17 protein-coding genes are annotated in these 15,959 nt (G+C 64.6%); 11 read left to right on the forward strand and 6 right to left on the reverse strand.

The window, feature by feature from the left end; genetic code table 11:
* Positions 1–55: 55 nt before the first annotated feature.
* Positions 56–889 carry an archaetidylserine decarboxylase gene (asd, locus tag NDK18_RS12425; protein WP_250623842.1) on the forward strand — a complete coding sequence of 278 codons (834 nt, stop codon included), beginning with the start codon at positions 56–58 and terminating at the stop codon, positions 887–889.
* Positions 890–1,040: 151 nt separating this feature from the next.
* Positions 1,041–1,478 carry a hypothetical protein gene (locus tag NDK18_RS12430; RefSeq protein ID WP_250627935.1) on the forward strand — a complete coding sequence of 146 codons (438 nt, stop codon included), beginning with the start codon at positions 1,041–1,043 and terminating at the stop codon, positions 1,476–1,478.
* A 14-nt stretch (positions 1,479–1,492) separates the two neighbouring features.
* Here the strand turns inward: NDK18_RS12430 and NDK18_RS12435 are convergent, their stop codons facing one another.
* Positions 1,493–2,989 carry a transglycosylase SLT domain-containing protein gene (locus NDK18_RS12435; RefSeq protein WP_250624433.1) on the reverse strand — a complete coding sequence of 499 codons (1,497 nt, stop codon included), beginning with the start codon at positions 2,987–2,989 and terminating at the stop codon, positions 1,493–1,495.
* A 79-nt stretch (positions 2,990–3,068) separates the two neighbouring features.
* Here NDK18_RS12435 and NDK18_RS12440 point away from each other — a divergent pair, with 79 nt between their 5' ends.
* From NDK18_RS12440 to greB, 3 genes are read left to right on the forward strand one after another with little or no spacing between them, the layout of a single operon-like run.
* The gene (locus tag NDK18_RS12440; RefSeq protein WP_250627936.1) at positions 3,069–4,577 is read left to right on the forward strand and encodes a helicase HerA-like domain-containing protein; all 1,509 of its coding nucleotides are present in this window, start codon (positions 3,069–3,071) and stop codon (positions 4,575–4,577) included.
* On the forward strand, positions 4,577–5,848 hold the full coding sequence (locus NDK18_RS12445) for a hypothetical protein (RefSeq protein WP_250627937.1): 1,272 nt from the start codon (positions 4,577–4,579) through the stop codon (positions 5,846–5,848). The genes NDK18_RS12440 and NDK18_RS12445 overlap by 1 nt, the downstream gene beginning before the upstream one ends.
* Positions 5,845–6,345, forward strand: coding sequence for a transcription elongation factor GreB (greB, locus tag NDK18_RS12450; RefSeq protein WP_250627938.1), 501 nt, complete (start codon positions 5,845–5,847; stop codon positions 6,343–6,345). The genes NDK18_RS12445 and greB overlap by 4 nt, the downstream gene beginning before the upstream one ends.
* Here greB and NDK18_RS12455 read toward each other — a convergent pair.
* The gene (locus NDK18_RS12455) at positions 6,336–7,142 is read right to left on the reverse strand and encodes a DUF3025 domain-containing protein (protein WP_250627939.1); all 807 of its coding nucleotides are present in this window, start codon (positions 7,140–7,142) and stop codon (positions 6,336–6,338) included. The two genes, greB and NDK18_RS12455, sit on opposite strands and share 10 nt — an antisense overlap.
* A gap of 3 nt (positions 7,143–7,145) precedes the next feature.
* Entirely contained in the window at positions 7,146–8,462 is a 1,317-nt protein-coding gene (rimO, locus tag NDK18_RS12460) for a 30S ribosomal protein S12 methylthiotransferase RimO (protein WP_250623848.1), read from the reverse strand.
* 106 nt (positions 8,463–8,568) lie between these two features.
* Between rimO and NDK18_RS12465 the strand changes: the two genes are divergently transcribed.
* Positions 8,569–9,231, forward strand: coding sequence for a dienelactone hydrolase family protein (locus NDK18_RS12465; RefSeq protein ID WP_250623849.1), 663 nt, complete (start codon positions 8,569–8,571; stop codon positions 9,229–9,231).
* Positions 9,228–9,650 carry an HIT domain-containing protein gene (locus NDK18_RS12470; RefSeq protein ID WP_250627940.1) on the forward strand — a complete coding sequence of 141 codons (423 nt, stop codon included), beginning with the start codon at positions 9,228–9,230 and terminating at the stop codon, positions 9,648–9,650. The genes NDK18_RS12465 and NDK18_RS12470 overlap by 4 nt, the downstream gene beginning before the upstream one ends.
* Before the next feature lie 64 nt (positions 9,651–9,714).
* Here the strand turns inward: NDK18_RS12470 and NDK18_RS12475 are convergent, their stop codons facing one another.
* The 3 genes from NDK18_RS12475 to apbC form a co-directional block, all read right to left on the reverse strand.
* Positions 9,715–10,218 carry a hypothetical protein gene (locus NDK18_RS12475; protein ID WP_250623851.1) on the reverse strand — a complete coding sequence of 168 codons (504 nt, stop codon included), beginning with the start codon at positions 10,216–10,218 and terminating at the stop codon, positions 9,715–9,717.
* Between the two features lie 103 nt (positions 10,219–10,321).
* Positions 10,322–10,888: a dCTP deaminase gene (gene dcd / locus NDK18_RS12480; protein ID WP_250627941.1), complete on the reverse strand. Its 567-nt coding sequence runs from the start codon at positions 10,886–10,888 to the stop codon at positions 10,322–10,324.
* 12 nt (positions 10,889–10,900) lie between these two features.
* Complete coding sequence (apbC, locus tag NDK18_RS12485; RefSeq protein WP_250623853.1) at positions 10,901–11,983, reverse strand: iron-sulfur cluster carrier protein ApbC; 1,083 nt, start codon at positions 11,981–11,983, stop codon at positions 10,901–10,903.
* A gap of 113 nt (positions 11,984–12,096) precedes the next feature.
* On the opposite strand from apbC, the gene NDK18_RS12490 reads away from it, so the two are divergent.
* The 4 genes from NDK18_RS12490 to nth all read left to right on the forward strand — a co-directional run bounded on the left by NDK18_RS12490 (position 12,097) and on the right by nth (position 15,951).
* The gene (locus NDK18_RS12490; protein ID WP_250623854.1) at positions 12,097–12,546 is read left to right on the forward strand and encodes a DUF2147 domain-containing protein; all 450 of its coding nucleotides are present in this window, start codon (positions 12,097–12,099) and stop codon (positions 12,544–12,546) included.
* An 81-nt stretch (positions 12,547–12,627) separates the two neighbouring features.
* Complete coding sequence (metG, locus tag NDK18_RS12495; protein ID WP_250627942.1) at positions 12,628–14,706, forward strand: methionine--tRNA ligase; 2,079 nt, start codon at positions 12,628–12,630, stop codon at positions 14,704–14,706.
* 7 nt (positions 14,707–14,713) lie between these two features.
* Positions 14,714–15,307 (forward strand): RnfABCDGE type electron transport complex subunit B, encoded by a 594-nt coding sequence (locus NDK18_RS12500; RefSeq protein ID WP_250627943.1) that lies wholly within the window; start codon positions 14,714–14,716, stop codon positions 15,305–15,307.
* Positions 15,304–15,951 carry an endonuclease III gene (gene nth, locus NDK18_RS12505; RefSeq protein WP_250623857.1) on the forward strand — a complete coding sequence of 216 codons (648 nt, stop codon included), beginning with the start codon at positions 15,304–15,306 and terminating at the stop codon, positions 15,949–15,951. Before NDK18_RS12500 ends, nth begins: the two co-directional genes overlap by 4 nt.
* The last annotated feature ends 8 nt before the right edge of the window (positions 15,952–15,959 follow it).

Below are 15,959 nucleotides of genomic sequence, written 5' to 3' on the forward strand. Positions count from 1 at the left end.
GTGTTTGCAAGTATTTTCTGCGAGGAATGGCAATGCTGCCGATATACTTCGGCCGATGAAGCCCAAGGTCCTGCTGCAATACATCCTTCCCCACCGCGCCCTGTCCCGCATCGTGTACTGGGCGACCCGCTGGACATGGCGTCCGTGGAAGGATTTCCTCATCGGCCGGATCGTCCAGGCCTACCAGGTGGACATGCACGAGGCGGCCCAGCCCGATCCGGGTGCCTACCAGCACTTCAATGCCTTCTTTACCCGCAAGCTGCGCGCCGATGCCCGCTCGGCCGACCCGGACCCCCTGGCCATCCTGAGCCCCGCCGACGGCAGGGTCAGCCAGGCCGGCCGCATCGAGGACGGGCGTATCTTCCAGGCCAAGGGCCAGTCGTATACCGCCGCCGAGCTCCTGGGCGACGAGGCCGCCGCCGAGCCTTATCGCAACGGCAGCTTCGTCACCGTGTACCTGTCGCCACGCGACTACCATCGGGTGCACATGCCCTTCGGCGGCAAGCTTGAGCGCACCGTCCACATCCCCGGCCGCATCTTCAGCGTGGCCCCTTTCGCGGTGCAGGCCATCCCGCGCCTGTTCGCGCGCAACGAGCGACTGGTCTGCCAATTCACCGGCGAGCGCGGCCCCTTCGCTTCGGTGATGGTCGGCGCCATCCTGGTCTCAAGCGTTGCCACTGTATGGGACGGCCTGACCATCCCGCCCTATGCCCACGCGATCAAGGTTCGTGACTGCAAGGGCCGCGGCATCCATCTGGAACGATTCGCCGAGATGGCCCGCTTCAACATGGGCTCCACGGTGATCCTGCTGTTCCCCGAAGGAGTGACGCTGGACAACCTCAATCCGGACCAAGTGCTCCGGGTCGGCCAGCGGATCGGCGGTTATTAAGTAGTGCAATTCCCCAAAACGGGGCAAACGCGTGAAATATGTGACCCGGCTGGTCATCTTGTGACCAATTAGGCGTGCATTTGCCGAAGATGATTGTTATTCTCCGGTTCAGTTAAGTCTCACGCGTACTCGGGGAGCCAAGATGCGACTGATGAACCGGTTGGTAGCCTTCAACCGTGCCATGCGTTTGCGCAGGCAGTTGACGGAAATCCAGAAGCTGATCGACGGCCTGCCACCACGCATGCAGCCTCAGCTGGCCATCCTGGTTCGTCGCGAGCTCGACCTTGCCGGGAAGTGCGAATCCCCCGTCCTCTACGGCACGCCGGAAGACCACCCGCCCGGCGACTTCGGCACCGGTTCGGATGTCGGTCTGGTTCGCGCACGGTCGGAAAGCATGCAGGCCCGGATGCGCGGCATCGCTTTGTGGATCGCCGTGGTGTTCCACGAAAGCCGCGGCTCGAAGGACCCGCAGATGCTCACCCTGCATCGCGGCATCATCACGGTGCTGCGCCAGTTTCGCGAGGTGGAGCAGCCCACCGACGCCACCGTCGCCTGGATGGGCAACGGCAACAGCGTGTCGGTGAACTAAAAAAACGTCGCCGCTTAGCGGCAGGCCGGTACTTTCAGGGTCTGGCCCGGGCTCAGGTGATGGCCCGAAATCCCGTTCATTTTCGCCACTTCTTCCACGTTGGTGCAGTCGAGCTTGCGCACGATGCCGGCAAGCGTGTCGCCGCGGCGCACCTTGTAGCTGCGCGTGCCGTGCGGACGCGAAGCCACCACGGGAGCCGCTGCAGGCGGGTCGATCACCACGGGCTTCACCGCCGTGTGCAGGTCGGTGGCCAGGATCGGCCACGGCCCTGACGTGCAACTGGCCGCATAGGCCTTTTCCAGCGCCACAGGTACCGCCAGGCGCGAGCCGGTGGGCTGGGGCACCTGCGGATCCAGCCGTGGATTGAGGTTGCGCAGGGTGCGGAACCAGCCCTCGTTCATGCCGCCGGCGCCCCCAAGGCAAACCGTCAGCTCGCTGATCGACGCCGGCCGCTGCAGGGTGATGGACCCTGGTACGCCATCGACCTTGGGGAAATTCAGGTGGTAACTCTCCGGGTGCAGGAACAGCCACGCCGCTGCCAGCACCATGGGCACGTATTCGCGCGTTTCAGGCGAGAGCTGGTTGTAGATCTGCGGATCGTAGAAGTCCGCCGAGGGGTATTGCTGGGCCAGCCGGCGCATGCGCCCCTCGCCCGCGTTGTAGGCGCCCAGGGTGAGTTCGAGGTTGTTGTTGAACTGGGCCAGCTGCTCGTCGAGGTAGGCAGCGTTCGCGCGTGCCGCCAGCTGCGGGTCGAAACGCTGGTCGAAACCGTCGGCACTGGAAAGCCCGAAGCGGATACCGGTGGCGTACATGAACTGCAATGGCCCGGACGCACCCGACCGCGATACCGCGTGCACCTTGCCGCCGGATTCCTTGGCCATGATGCCGAAGAGCACGGCCTCGGGAAGGCCAGCCTTCTGGTATTCCGGCCACATCTGGGCGCGCAGGTACTGGTAGTTGACATAGGCATCCATCAATTGTGGGCGCCACTGGGTAAGCCACATCTCCAGCGCCGCCTTCACCGGCCCGTTCATGGCCACCAGGTCCGAAAGCTTTTGCCCGCGCAGCATGGTGACGCTGCGCTGCACCTGCGGAATCGCCGTACTGATCGGCGAGTTACCAAGCCCTGTTTGCGTATCAGGGGTCTCGGCGATGGTGTCGTCTTCCTCCCCGGCGATGAAATTGGCATCTTTCAGGCGCAACAGGCGATCGTAGACGCTGAGCACTCGCTGCGGATCGCAAGCAGATGCCGGCGTGCAGCGCGCGGCGATGTCCTTGAGCGCATTCATCGAGGCGTCCAGGGTGCGCGCGGAGCCCGCGTTGTCGCCCTGGCGGGATTGCTCGATGGCTGTCTCGTAGCCCTTGCTGGCCTGGTCGAGCTGGGCGTAAAGCGCATCGACGGCGGCTGGCGCGCCAGCCTTGGGTGCCGGGCTGCCCGCGCAACCGGCCAGGACAACGATGGCCGCGGCGAGCGGCAGCAGGGAAAGCGAACTCAACGACTTCGACGGCACAAGCACAACCCGCGGCAAGGATGCGGGCACCTTACGCGCCTGCACGGCTAGAATCCACCGCAGCCACGGGAGAAATGCCATGTCGGGAATATTCATCGGCCGCAACGCCACCGCCAGCATCGCGCTGGACCCCCGCTATGGCAATCGCCACGGCATGATCGCCGGGGCCACCGGCACCGGCAAATCGGTCAGCCTGATGCTGATGGCCGAGGGATTCTCCAAACTGGGCGTGCCCTGCTTCCTGGCCGACGCCAAGGGCGACCTTGCGGGGCTCTCGCAGGCAGCGGCGCCCGCGGGCGACAAGCTCAAGGCGCGCCTGGACAAGCTCGACCTGGCCGGCTGGCAGCCGGGCGCGAACCCGGTGGTGTTCTGGGACCTCTTCGGCAAGCTCGGCCACCCGGTGCGGGCCACCGTGTCGGAGATGGGCCCTACCCTGCTCGGCCGCATCCTGGAACTGAACGACACCCAGCAAGGCGTGCTGGAGATCGCCTTCCGCCTGGCCGACGAACAGGGCCTGTTGCTGCTGGACATGGACGACCTGCGCGCGCTGCTCGGATTCACGGCAGAGCACGCGGCGGAGATCTCCACCAAGTACGGGTTGGTGAGCAAGCAGAGCGTGGGTGCCATCACACGGTCGCTGCTCAAGCTCGAGCAAGCCGGCGCCAATCATTTCTTCGGTGAACCGGCGCTGGAACTGGCCGACCTGATGCGCCAGGACATGAGCGGCCGCGGCGTGATCAACGTGCTGGCCGCGCAAGACCTGATCCTTAACCCCAAGCTTTATTCCACCTTCCTGCTGTGGCTGTTGTCCGAACTCTTCGAAGCGCTGCCGGAAGCCGGCGACCTGGACAAGCCCAAGCTGGTGTTCTTTTTCGACGAAGCACACCTGCTGTTCGATGACGCGCCGCCAGCGCTGCGTCAAAGGGTGGAACAAGTGGTGCGTCTGATCCGTTCGAAGGGCGTGGGCGTGTACTTCTGTTCGCAGAACCCCGATGACGTGCCCGGCGACATCCTCGGCCAGCTTGGCAACCGAGTGCAGCATGCGCTGCGCGCCTTTACCCCGCGCGACCAGAAAGCGGTGAAGGCCGCGGCGGAGACTTTCGTTGCCAACCCGAAGCTCGATGTCGTGGCAGCTATCGGCGGGCTGGGCGTGGGCGAGGCGCTGGCCTCGACACTCGGCGAAGGCGGCGTACCCTGCCCGGTGCAGCAGATCCTGGTGAGCACGCCCACCTGCCGCATCGGCGCGATCACCGACGACGAACGCGCCCAGGTGAAGTCGCGCTCGCCGGTAAGCGGGAAGTACGACACCACGGTGAACCGCGATTCGGCCTCCGAAATGCTCGCCCGCCGGGCCAGTGAAAAGGCCGCCGAGGCACCGCCGGTGGCGGCGCCTTCCGGCAAGGCGGGCGCGCCAGCGCAAGGGGGAAGCGACTGGGGCGGCATGATCCGCGATGCGATGCTCGGTACCGGCCGCCGCCAGGGCATGATCGAAACCATGGCCAAATCGGTGGTGCGCACGGCGGGCTCGAAGGTGGGGCAGCAGATCGTCCGCGGCATCCTGGGCGGCATCTTCGGCGGCAAGCGCTGATGCCGGTCCAGCCGACGATCGAAGCGGGCGCACGGTTCTCCGAACGCTTCCCCGCCGCCTTCGCCTATCCGTTGCAACCGGCCGCGCTCACCACCGTGGTGGCGGTGGCCTTCGCCCAATACCTCACCTTGCTCCCGGTGTTTGGCCTGGTGTTCTCGCTGCTGTGCTGGGGGGCGCTGTACAAGTATTCCTTCGCCTGCCTTCGCCATACCGCCGACGGTTATGCCCTGCCCCCGGAATTTGCCGGCGATGCCGGGGGCGGCGCGGCGGCGGTGCTGATCGGCGTGCAAGTGGTGACAGTGCTTTACCTGCTGATGATGCCCACGTTCTGGGGCCCCGGCGCCCTGGTGCTGGGCGTGGTGCTGGTGTTCTTCCTGCCGGCGATCTCGATGTCGCTCGCCTTCGGCGACGGCGCGCTGTCGGCGTTGAACCCATTGCAATGGCTGGCTACGGTGAACCGTTTCGGCGCGCCGTATTTCCTGATGGCGGGGATCTATCTGGCCATCGCCGCGATACAGGTGATGTTGCAGCTCACGGTGGTGGGGATCTTGCCAAAGATTGTCTCGATCCTTCCGTTTTACCTGGTGGCCAACTACGCCACGGTGCTCAACTTCCACCTGATGGGCGCGTTGATGTACGCGCACGCCGATCGCCTGGGACATTCGCCGCAAGCGGATGTGTTGAACCGGGCCATGGGCAAGGGTGCCGACGAGGAACTGCTAGATCGCGCCGATACGCTGGCCTCGACCGACCTCGCCGCGGCCACGGGCATGCTTACCGAACGCATCCAGGAAGGCGGCGCACCGACCTTCCTGCACACGCGTTACCGCGAGTTCCTGGGCCGGGCTGGACGCCGCCCGGAGTTGATGGTGCATGGGCAGATCTGGATAGCCCAGTTGATTGCCGCAGGCGACCTCACCAAGGCCCTGGGCGTGGTGCAGGATTGCCAGGCGGTGGATCCTTCATTTATGCCGGACGATCCGCGTACCGCCGGCCCGCTGGCCGACAAGGCTGGCCAGCTGGGCATGCCTCGCCTTGCCCGCCAGCTGGCGATGGGCTACGTGCGCCTGTGGCCGAAAGATTACGAAGCACCGTGGTATGCCCTGTTGGCTGCCAGGATGATGTTGCGCCTGGAAGAAACCTCCACCGCGCGCGGCCTGTTGCTGCGCACCCGCGCCGAATGGCCCGACCACCCGATGCTGCCGCAGGTGGATGAACTGCTTGCCGACATCGACGGCCTGCCTGCCCTGCCCCGGGGCGACAAGGCATGACGCGTTGGCGACCGCCTGCCCCGCGCTCCACGGCCATCATCACGCGCGAAGGTTTCGAACGGCTCAAAAGCGAACTCGACCACCTGTGGCATACGGTGCGACCAGAAGTGGTCAAGGCCCTGGCCGCAGCTGCAGCCGAGGGCGACCGGTCGGAGAACGCCGAGTACATCTACCGGAAAAAGCAGCTCGGTGAGATCGACCGTCGGGCGCGATATTTGTCCAAGCGCATACCGGTGTTGCAAGTGGCCGAAAGCGGTCCGACCGACCGCAGTGCCGTGTTCTTCGGCGCCACGGTGACGCTGGAGAACGAGGCCACCGGCGAGATGGTCGTGTATCGCATCGTCGGCCCGGATGAAACCGATGCCAAGCGCGGCTGGATCAGCGTGGATTCGCCGATGGCCACGGCACTTTTGAAAAAACACGTCGACGACGACTTCGAGGCGCAACTGCCGGCCGGTCCCACGCGCTTTTGCGTGGTATCCATCGGCTACTCGTAGGCCAACGCCAGGGCCGGTGGATAGATCCTTTCAGCGCGCCGGGGCTGGAAGCATGGCGTGACGCGGTAGAAGTCGGCGGCATCGCCGTCGTCATGCCAACCCGGCAATCCGCTGAGCGGGAAAGGCCGCAATTCCTGTGGATCGTCGAGCGCATGACCGCCGTCGATCGCGGAGGCGCATGCATCGAGGGCGTCGCCCGAATCGCCAAGAAACACCATGGCCTTGCCCACCAGCAGCTTGGCCGGCGTGAGCGCGTGTTCAAGCAAGGCGTGGCCGAACACGTGCACCGTGGCATCGCCGTCAAGCCACGCTTGGCGATGACCACGGAACAGCGTTTCCCAATCGTGCGCATTCCAGGCGCCGATCATCGCAGCGTCACGCAAGCGAACCACGATGCCTGCCTCATCGAAATGGGTGAGCGCGCATTGCGGCCGCGAGCGCTCGCGGCGCCCCATCACCGCGATCTCGGCGACCTGCCGCAGGTTCAATGCCTGCTTGATGGCCGGGTAGCGCATCCATACCAGGGCATTGAACAGATCGTGCCAATTGCACTCGCGCGTGGCGATGGCGCCGGTGGTGGCGATGCGCTCTTCATAATGCAGGCCATCAGCCAGGAGCTGAGGAGTCTGCGCCACGAAGCGCTGCGACATCGACTTAGGACGATGCGCATTGAGTACCTCGATCGAGGGCCAGGAGGCACCTCCGAGGAAACCGTAGGCCTGCGACCAGGTATCGAGCGGATGACGCCCAAGCGCGCGCGCATCGAGTGCTTCGCGCGTGGGCGCCACGTAACGCATCGGCTAGGCGAGATGACCGAAGAGGTCGTGTTCGTCGGCGTCGTCGATGACCACATCGACGAACTGCCCGGCCTTCAGGCGGCTCCCGTCTTCGATGCGAACCGTGCCGTCGATCTCCGGTGCATCGGCCGCCGAGCGCGCCACCGCGCCATCGGCGTCGGCGCTGTCCACCAGCACCTTGAGCGTGCGGCCGATCTTTCGCTGCAGCTTGGCGGCCGAGATTTCAGCCTGCACCGCCATGAACTGCTCCAGGCGGTCTTCCTTCAATTCTTCCGAAACCGGATTGGGCAACTCGTTGGCGCGCGCACCGTCCACCGGGGAATAGGCGAATGCGCCGACGCGATCGAGTTCGGCCTCACGCAGGAAATCCAGGAGTTCATTGAACTCGGCATCTGTTTCGCCGGGGAAGCCGACGATGAAGGTGCTGCGGATGGTGAGGTCGGGACAGAGCTTGCGCCAGTTGTTGATGCGCTCGAGCGTGCGGTCGACGTTGCCTGGGCGTTTCATCAGTTTCAGGATGCGGGGGCTTGCATGCTGGAAAGGGATATCCAGGTAGGGCAGCACCTTGCCCGCCGCCATCAGCGGCATCACTTCGTCCACGTGCGGATACGGGTACACGTAGTGCAGCCGCGTCCAGGCGTCGAGTTCGGACAGGCCCTCGCACAGTTCCGTCATGCGCGTGCGGTACGACTTGCCGCGCCATTCGCGCTCGGCGTAACGTACATCCACGCCGTAGGCGCTGGTGTCCTGCGACACTACCAGCAACTCCTTCACCCCGCCGCGGACGAGTTTCTCCGCTTCCATCAGCACTTCGTCCACCGGGCGACTAACCAGGTCGCCGCGCATCGAGGGGATGATGCAGAAGCTGCAGCGGTGATTGCAGCCTTCGGAGATCTTCAGGTAGGCGTAGTGCTTGGGCGTGAGCTTCACGCCGATGTCGGGTACGAGGTCGAAGAACTTGTTGCGTGATGGCGGCAGGGCCTGGTGCACCGCACTCATCACGGATGCGTAATCCTGCGGGCCGCTGATGGCCAGTACCTCTGGATACGCTTCGCGGATCAGCTCGGAGCGTTTGCCCAGGCATCCGGTGACGATCACCTTGCCGTTCTCGTGCAGCGCCTCGCCGATGGCGTCCAGCGATTCCTGCACGGCAGCGTCGATGAAACCGCAGGTGTTGACCACCACGGCATCGGCCTCGCCGTAGCTGGGTACGATCTCATAGCCCTCGACCTTCAGCTGGGTGAGGATGCGTTCGGAATCCACCAGCGCCTTGGGACAGCCGAGGCTGACGAAGCCGATTTTCTGGGTCGCCTGGGTCATGGCGCAAGTACCTGCAAGATGAGCGTAAACGGGTGATTATACGCCAGCTTTCCCGTCACTTCCGGCGGGTTAAGCTAGGGAGAGTCCCCTCACAGGAATTCCCACCATGGGTAAGCACGTCAAACTCGATACGTCCTCCTTCAAGGAAATAGGCGCGTACCTCGCCACGCCGAAGGGCAAGCCCAAGGGCGGCATCGTGGTGATCCAGGAGATCTTCGGCGTCAACGCTCACATCCGCAGCATCGTGGACCGCTACGCCGAGGCCGGGTACACGGCGATCGCCCCGGCCGTCTTCGACCACGTGGAACGGGATGTGGAACTGGGTTACGACCAGGCCGGCATGGACAAGGGTGTCAAGCTGATCAGCGAACTGGGCCTGTTACGGGCGCTCTACGACGTGGAAGTTGCCGCCAGCACGATTTCCGAAGCCGGCAAGATCGGCACTGTTGGCTATTGCTGGGGCGGCACCATCGCACTGATGGCGGCTTTGCGCCTGGGCCTGCCTTCGGCCAGCTACTACGGCTCGCGCAACGTGCCTTTCCTCAGTGAAAAGCCGCAGGCGCCGGTGATCTTCCACTTCGGCGAGAAAGACCATTCCATCCCCCCGGAAATGGTGGCAAAGCACCGCGAACTGATGCCACAGATGGACACCTACGTGTACCCCGCCGACCACGGCTTCAACTGCGACGCGCGCGGCAGCTACGACGCTCCCAGCGCCAAGCTGGCCTGGGACCGCACCCTGGCGTTCTTCGAGAAGAACCTGGCGTGAGCCTGGTGCTCGATCCGCGGCTGGCTGCCGACACGGTGCCCGTGGCGGAGCTTGCGCTATGCAGCGTGCGCCTGATGGACGACGCGCGCTTCGGCTGGCTGGTGCTGGTGCCGCGGCAGGAAGGCCTCGTGGAAGTCACCGACCTCCCCGCCGACGAGCGCGAGCTGATGTGGCAGGAGGTGGAACTGGCAGGCGAAGCCCTGCGCGAGGTCTTTCCCTGCGACAAGCTCAATATCGGCGCGCTCGGCAACATCGTGCGGCAATTGCATGTGCATGTGGTAGCGCGGCGCGAAGGCGATGCCGCATGGCCGGGGCCGGTCTGGGGCAGTGGCGTAGCTGAGCCCTATACGCCGGCCGAACGCCAGGCTCGCGTGGCCGAACTCGCCGCCGTGCTTTCTTCGGCTGCCGGCGGATCCTGACGGCAACCCATGAAAAAGGCGGCGGCCATTCCTGGCCGCCGCCCCTTCATCCGTTCATGCGCGATCAGTAGCCGCGCTGCTGGCCGGAGTTCTGCGGATCGTAGCCACCACTGCTGGCTTCCTTGCCCTTCATTTCGTCAGGCAACGGGGCGCGCTGATGGGTATCTTCCAGGGCACGGGCTTTTTCTTCCACGGCGTTCAAGCGAACCAGTTCGCCCTTTTTGTCGTAGTAGACGGTGAAGCCGTAGTCCAGCTGCATACGGGCCATGAAGCCCAGGTGCGCATCGCGGACTTTCGAATCGTCGCTGGGTACCAGCAGGATGGTCTTGGGCAGGCGGCCCTGGTCCTTCAGGTAGGCGTAGTGGCTGCCGGTATCGGCGGCCGAGAGCACGGCGCCATCCACGACGAACTGGCCGCTTTTATAGGCCTTGATGGTTTCGTCGAACTGGCCCTGCGTGGTGAGCACCGCGTCGGGTTTGGATTTGCCGAAGCAGCCGGTAAGCGCCAGTGCGCTGCCCAGCACGGCCAGGCCCACGACGCGTGCGAACAGGGAAGGAACACGGGACATCGAAAACTCCTGCGTGGTGCGATGGATGGTGGACGACCAAGTGTAACGCCGATCGCCGGGCCGGTCGCCGTGGCCCGGCCTCACGTTCAGAAAAACGCGAATTTCACGCGTGCGGCAGCGTAACCCCGCGCTGGCCCTGGTATTTTCCGCCGCGGTCGGCGTAGCTGGTTTCGCAGACTTCGTCCGATTCCAGGAACAACATCTGCGCCACGCCCTCGTTGGCGTAGATCTTCGCCGGAAGCGTGGTGGTGTTTGAAAACTCCAGGGTGACGTGTCCTTCCCATTCCGGCTCAAGCGGGGTGACGTTCACGATGATGCCGCAGCGGGCATAGGTGCTCTTGCCCAGGCAAATGGTGAGCACGCTGCGCGGGATGCGGAAGTACTCCACCGTGCGCGCCAGGGCGAAGGAATTGGGCGGGATGATGCAGACGTCGGATGTGACGTCGATGAAGCTGCGCTCGTCGAAGGCTTTCGGATCGACGATGGTGGAGTTGATGTTGGTGAACACCTTGAACTCGTCGGCGCAGCGCACGTCGTAGCCATAGCTGGACGTGCCATACGACACCAGCCGCGACCCGTTGCGTTCACGCACCTGTCCGGGCTCGAACGGGTCGATCATGCCGTGCTGCTCGGCCATGCGGCGGATCCATTTATCGGATTTGATGCTCACGAAAGACTCCGGTCAGGTGTTCTGGACAACGATACTTGGAAAGGCAATGGCCTTGTTACGGGCCGTCAACGACAAGGCGCCGGCCATGCGGCGGGCGATGGCCCTATAACGCGCGGTGAGGTCGCCATCGGGCTCGGCCACCACGGTTGGCACGCCGCCGTCGGCCTGCTCGCGGATGCGGATGTCCAGCGGGATGTCGCCAAGCAGGGGCACGCCGTAATCGGCCGCCATGCGGGCACCCCCGCCGGCACCGAAGATGTGTTCCTCGTGGCCGCAATTCGAGCAAATGTGCGTGGACATGTTTTCCACTATCCCCAAGGTGGGGATGCCCACCTTCTCGAACATCTTCAGTGCTTTCCGTGCATCGAGCAGGGCGATGTCCTGCGGCGTAGTGACGATCACCGCGCCCGATACCGGCACCTTCTGGCTCAAGGTGAGCTGGATGTCGCCGGTGCCGGGCGGAAGGTCGATGATGAGGTAGTCCACCGCCTCCCAGCGCGTATCGGTGAGCAATTGCATCAACGCCTGGGTCACCATCGGGCCGCGCCAGATCATCGGGGCGTCTTCGTCCACCAGCACGCCGATCGACATCGCCTGGAGACCATGCGCGCGCATCGGGGTGATGCTTTTGCCGTCCGGCGAGCCGGGCTTGCCTGAAAGCCCCAGCATGCGCGGCTGGCTGGGCCCGTAGATGTCGGCATCGAGGATGGCCACGGAGGCGCCTTCGGCGGCCAGGGCCAGCGCCAGGTTCACCGACACCGTGGATTTGCCCACGCCGCCCTTGCCCGAGGCCACGGCGATGATGTTCTTCACCCCGGGCAACGGCGCAAGCTGGCCCTGGACCTTGTGCGAATGCACGCGCCAGGCGACCGAGACCGACGCTGCGGCAATCGACGGATCGGCCAGCAGTGCGTCGCGCACCCGGGCTTCGACCACGGCGATGTGGCCGGCGGCTGGGTAACCCAGCTGGAGGTCCACCGAGACACGGTCGCCGTCCACGCCCACAGCGCGGATGGCGGCCATGGGCTGGCCGGTGTTCGGATCAGTCAGTTCGCCGACCAGGCGGCGAACCAGGGCTTCATCAGGGTGTGGCATGGCAACGGCAAGGTGGAAAGACCCGCCATTATGCCAGTGGCGCGGTGCAGCTTGACGGGCGACCCCGCGCTGGTCAGTCTCGGCCTCCATACCAACGCGTACGGAGGGAATCCATGAAAGCACTGTTCCGCGCCGCCTTCGCCCTGGCCCTGGTGGCCGGGCCCGTGGCGGCCTTTGCCGCCGAGCTCACCACGCCGGTGGGCACCTGGAAGACCATCGACGACAAGACCGGCGAAGCCAAGGCCCTGGTGCAGATCACCGATTCCGGCGGCAAGCTGGAAGGCAAGATCATCAAGATACTCAAGTCCGACGACGGCCCGAACCCCGTCTGCAAGGAGTGCGACGGCGAACGGAAGAACAAGCCCGTGGAAGGCATGACCATCCTGTGGGGGCTGGCGAAGGATGGCGATGAGTGGAACGGCGGGCAGATCCTGGATCCGAAGAACGGCAAGATCTACAAGGCAAAGTTGAGCCTCGACGACGGCGGCCGCAAGCTCAACGTGCGTGGTTACATCGGCTTCTCGCTGATGGGCCGCAGCCAGGTCTGGCAGCGCCAGGAATAACACCGCAAATCCAGGCCCGGCGACTGCAAGGGTCGCCGGGCACATGCCATAATCACCGGTCACTCCCCGCCCGGTCCCGACATGGCGCGCATTCTCGTCACGAACGCCCTTCCCTACGCCAATGGCCCGTTGCACCTGGGCCATATGCTGGGCTATATCCAGGCCGACATCTGGGCACGTTCGCAGCGCATGAGCGGCCACGAGGTCTACTACGTGGCGGCTGACGACGCGCACGGCACGCCGATCATGCTGGCGGCGGAAAAGGCAGGCGTTACGCCGGAGGCCTTCATCACGGCCATCCGCGAAGGCCACGAAGCGGATTTTCGCGATTTCAGCTTCAGCTACGACTACTACCACACCACGCATTCGAGCGAGAACCAGGAACTGGCCTCGCTGATCTACACGCGCCTGCGCGATGGCGGCTTCATCGCCCGCCGCGATATCAAGCAGCTGTACGATCCCGAGCGCGGCATGTTCCTGCCCGACCGCTACATCAAGGGCACCTGCCCGGTCTGCGGCACCGCCGACCAGTACGGCGACAACTGCGAAAACTGCGGCGCCACCTATGCACCGACCGACCTGATCGAGCCGTACTCGGTGATGTCCGGCGCCAAGCCGGTGCTCCGCGATTCGGAGCACTACTTCTTCGAACTGGGCAAGTTCGAAGTGTTGCTGCGCGACTGGTTCGCAGGAAAGACCACCCACGGTGCCGCAGTGGCAAACCCGGGTGTGGTCGCCAAGCTGATGGAATGGCTCGACGGCGGCCTGCGCGACTGGGACATCTCCCGCGACGCGCCCTACTTCGGCTTTCCCATTCCGGACGCACCGGGCAAGTATTTCTATGTCTGGCTGGATGCGCCGGTGGGGTACCTGGCCAGCTTCAAGGCGCTGTGCAACGAGAAAGGCATCGACTTCGACGCCTACCTCGCTGAAGGCAGCGACGCGGAACTGCATCATTTCATCGGCAAGGACATCATCAATTTCCACGGCCTCTTCTGGCCGGCGATGCTGCACGGGGCGAAGATGCGCACGCCCACGGCGCTGCACGTGAATGGCTATCTCACCGTCAACGGCGGGAAGATGTCCAAGTCGCGCGGCACCTTCATCCAGGCGCGCACCTACCTGGAATCGGGCCTGCACCCGGAAGTGCTGCGTTACTACTTCGCCACGCTGCTTGGCCCCGCGCCGGTGGATGTCGACCTGGACCTGAAAGCCTTCGAGGAGCGCGTGAACTCGCACCTGGTGGGCAAGTGGGTGAACATCGCCAGCCGTACGGCGGGTTTCGTGCACAAGTTCTTCGACGGAAAACTTAGCTTAGGCCTGGCGCCCACCGAGGCTGCACTGTGGGAGGAACTGCTGGCCCTCTACAAGCCCGTAGCCCAGCTCTACCGCGACGACGAACTGGCGGAAGTCACGCGCCGTTTCGTGGCCATGGCCGACATCGTCAACGGCCATATCGCCGCCACCGCGCCGTGGACCATGGCCAAGGACGAAAGCCAGCGCGAAGCCCTGCACCAGGTATGCAGCTTCGCCGTGCAGGCATTCCGTCTGCTCGCCGGCATGATCAAGCCGATCATGCCGCTCACGGTGGACGCCGCGGAAATTTTCCTGCGCGCACCCATTGCCCATTTCGACGACGCGCGCCGCGCGCTTGCCGACCATGCCATCGGTCCCTTCGAGGCGTTGCTCTCGCGCATCGACGGCAAGCACATCACCGCGATGGTCGAGGCATCGAAAGATTCCCTCGCCCCGAGCGAAGCCCCCAAGCCCACCAAGAAGGCTGCCCCGCCCAAGCCCATGACCGATACGACCAACACCAACGACGCCGCCGTCATCTCCATGGACGACTTCGCCAAACTCGACTTGCGCATTGGCAAGGTATTGGCGTGCGAATTCGTCGAGGGCTCGGACAAGCTCCTGCGTTTCGAACTGGATGCGGGCGTGCTGGGCAAGCGGCAGATCTTCTCGGGCATCCGCGCCGCCTACGGCGAGCCTGAGAAACTGGTTGGCCGCAACGTGGTGTTCATCGCCAACCTCGCGCCCCGCAAGATGCGCTTCGGCGTATCGGAGGGAATGATCCTCTCCGCAGGTTCAGGTGGCAGCGATCTCTTCCTGCTCGACGCCGACCAGGGCGCAGTGGCAGGCGCCACCGTCCGCTAACTTCCCGATGCACACGCTCGCCGACCGGATCGACGCGGTACTGCCGCAGACCCAGTGCGAGCAATGCGGCTTCCACGGTTGCCGGCCTTATGCCGAGGCGATCGCCGCGGGCGCGGCGCCCATCAATCGCTGCCCGCCGGGTGGTAAAACGGGTATCGATATCCTGGCAGCACTACTGGGAGTACCCGCACTGGCGCTCGATACAGCGCATGGCGTGGAGAAACCCCGCTTGCTTGCGCGCATCATCGAGGCCGACTGCATCGGCTGCACCAAGTGCATCGCGGCATGCCCGGTGGACGCCATCATCGGTTCGGGCAAGCTGATGCACACCGTGATCGCCAACGACTGCACCGGGTGCGAGCTATGCGTACCGGCCTGCCCGGTCGACTGCATCGTGCTCGAGCCGATGCCGGCGACGCAACTGGACATCGAACACGCCGACCACGCACGCACGCATTTCAATCGCCGGGAGGCCCGCCTTGACTCGCTCCGACAGGCGCACGAGCACGAGCTCGCCGGTCGCAAGACAGCCACCGCGATGAGCCCTGTCGAAGCCGCACTGGCTCGAGCCCGAGCCCGCAAGCAGGAAGGATCACCATGAAGAAGGCCGACGTGTCGGAGATGTTCTCGCGCCTGCGCGAGATGAATCCCCACCCGACCACCGAGCTTGAGTACTCCACGCCTTTCGAATTGCTCATCGCCGTGGCGCTCTCCGCGCAATCTACCGACGTCGGCGTGAACAAGGCCACGCGCAAATTATTCCCCGTGGCCAATACGCCGGCGAAACTGGTGAAGCTGGGCGAAGAGAAGCTCAAGAAGTACATCAGCACGATCGGCTTGTTCAACACCAAGGCGAAGAACGTGATCGCCCTGTCCAGGATCCTGATCGAGCAGTACGACAGCCAGGTGCCGCACAACCGCGAGGCACTGGAGTCGCTTCCCGGCGTGGGCCGCAAGACGGCCAACGTGGTGCTGAACACGGCCTTTGGCGAGCCTACGTTGGCCGTGGACACGCACATCTTTCGCGTCGCCAATCGCACGGGGCTCGCACCGGGCGCCAACGTGCGCGTGGTGGAAGACAAGCTGGTGAAGGTGATACCGGCGGAGTTCCTCCACGACGCTCACCACTGGCTGATCCTGCATGGCCGCTATGTGTGCAAGGCGCGCAAGCCCGATTGTCCGCAGTGCGTGATCAACGATCTTTGCAGGTACAAGCACAAGACCCAGGCGACGGAGCCGAAGTAGAGAACTTC

Origin of the sequence: Pinirhizobacter soli, assembly GCF_015905305.1 — a bacterium.
GTDB lineage: Bacteria > Pseudomonadota > Gammaproteobacteria > Xanthomonadales > Rhodanobacteraceae > Pinirhizobacter > Pinirhizobacter soli.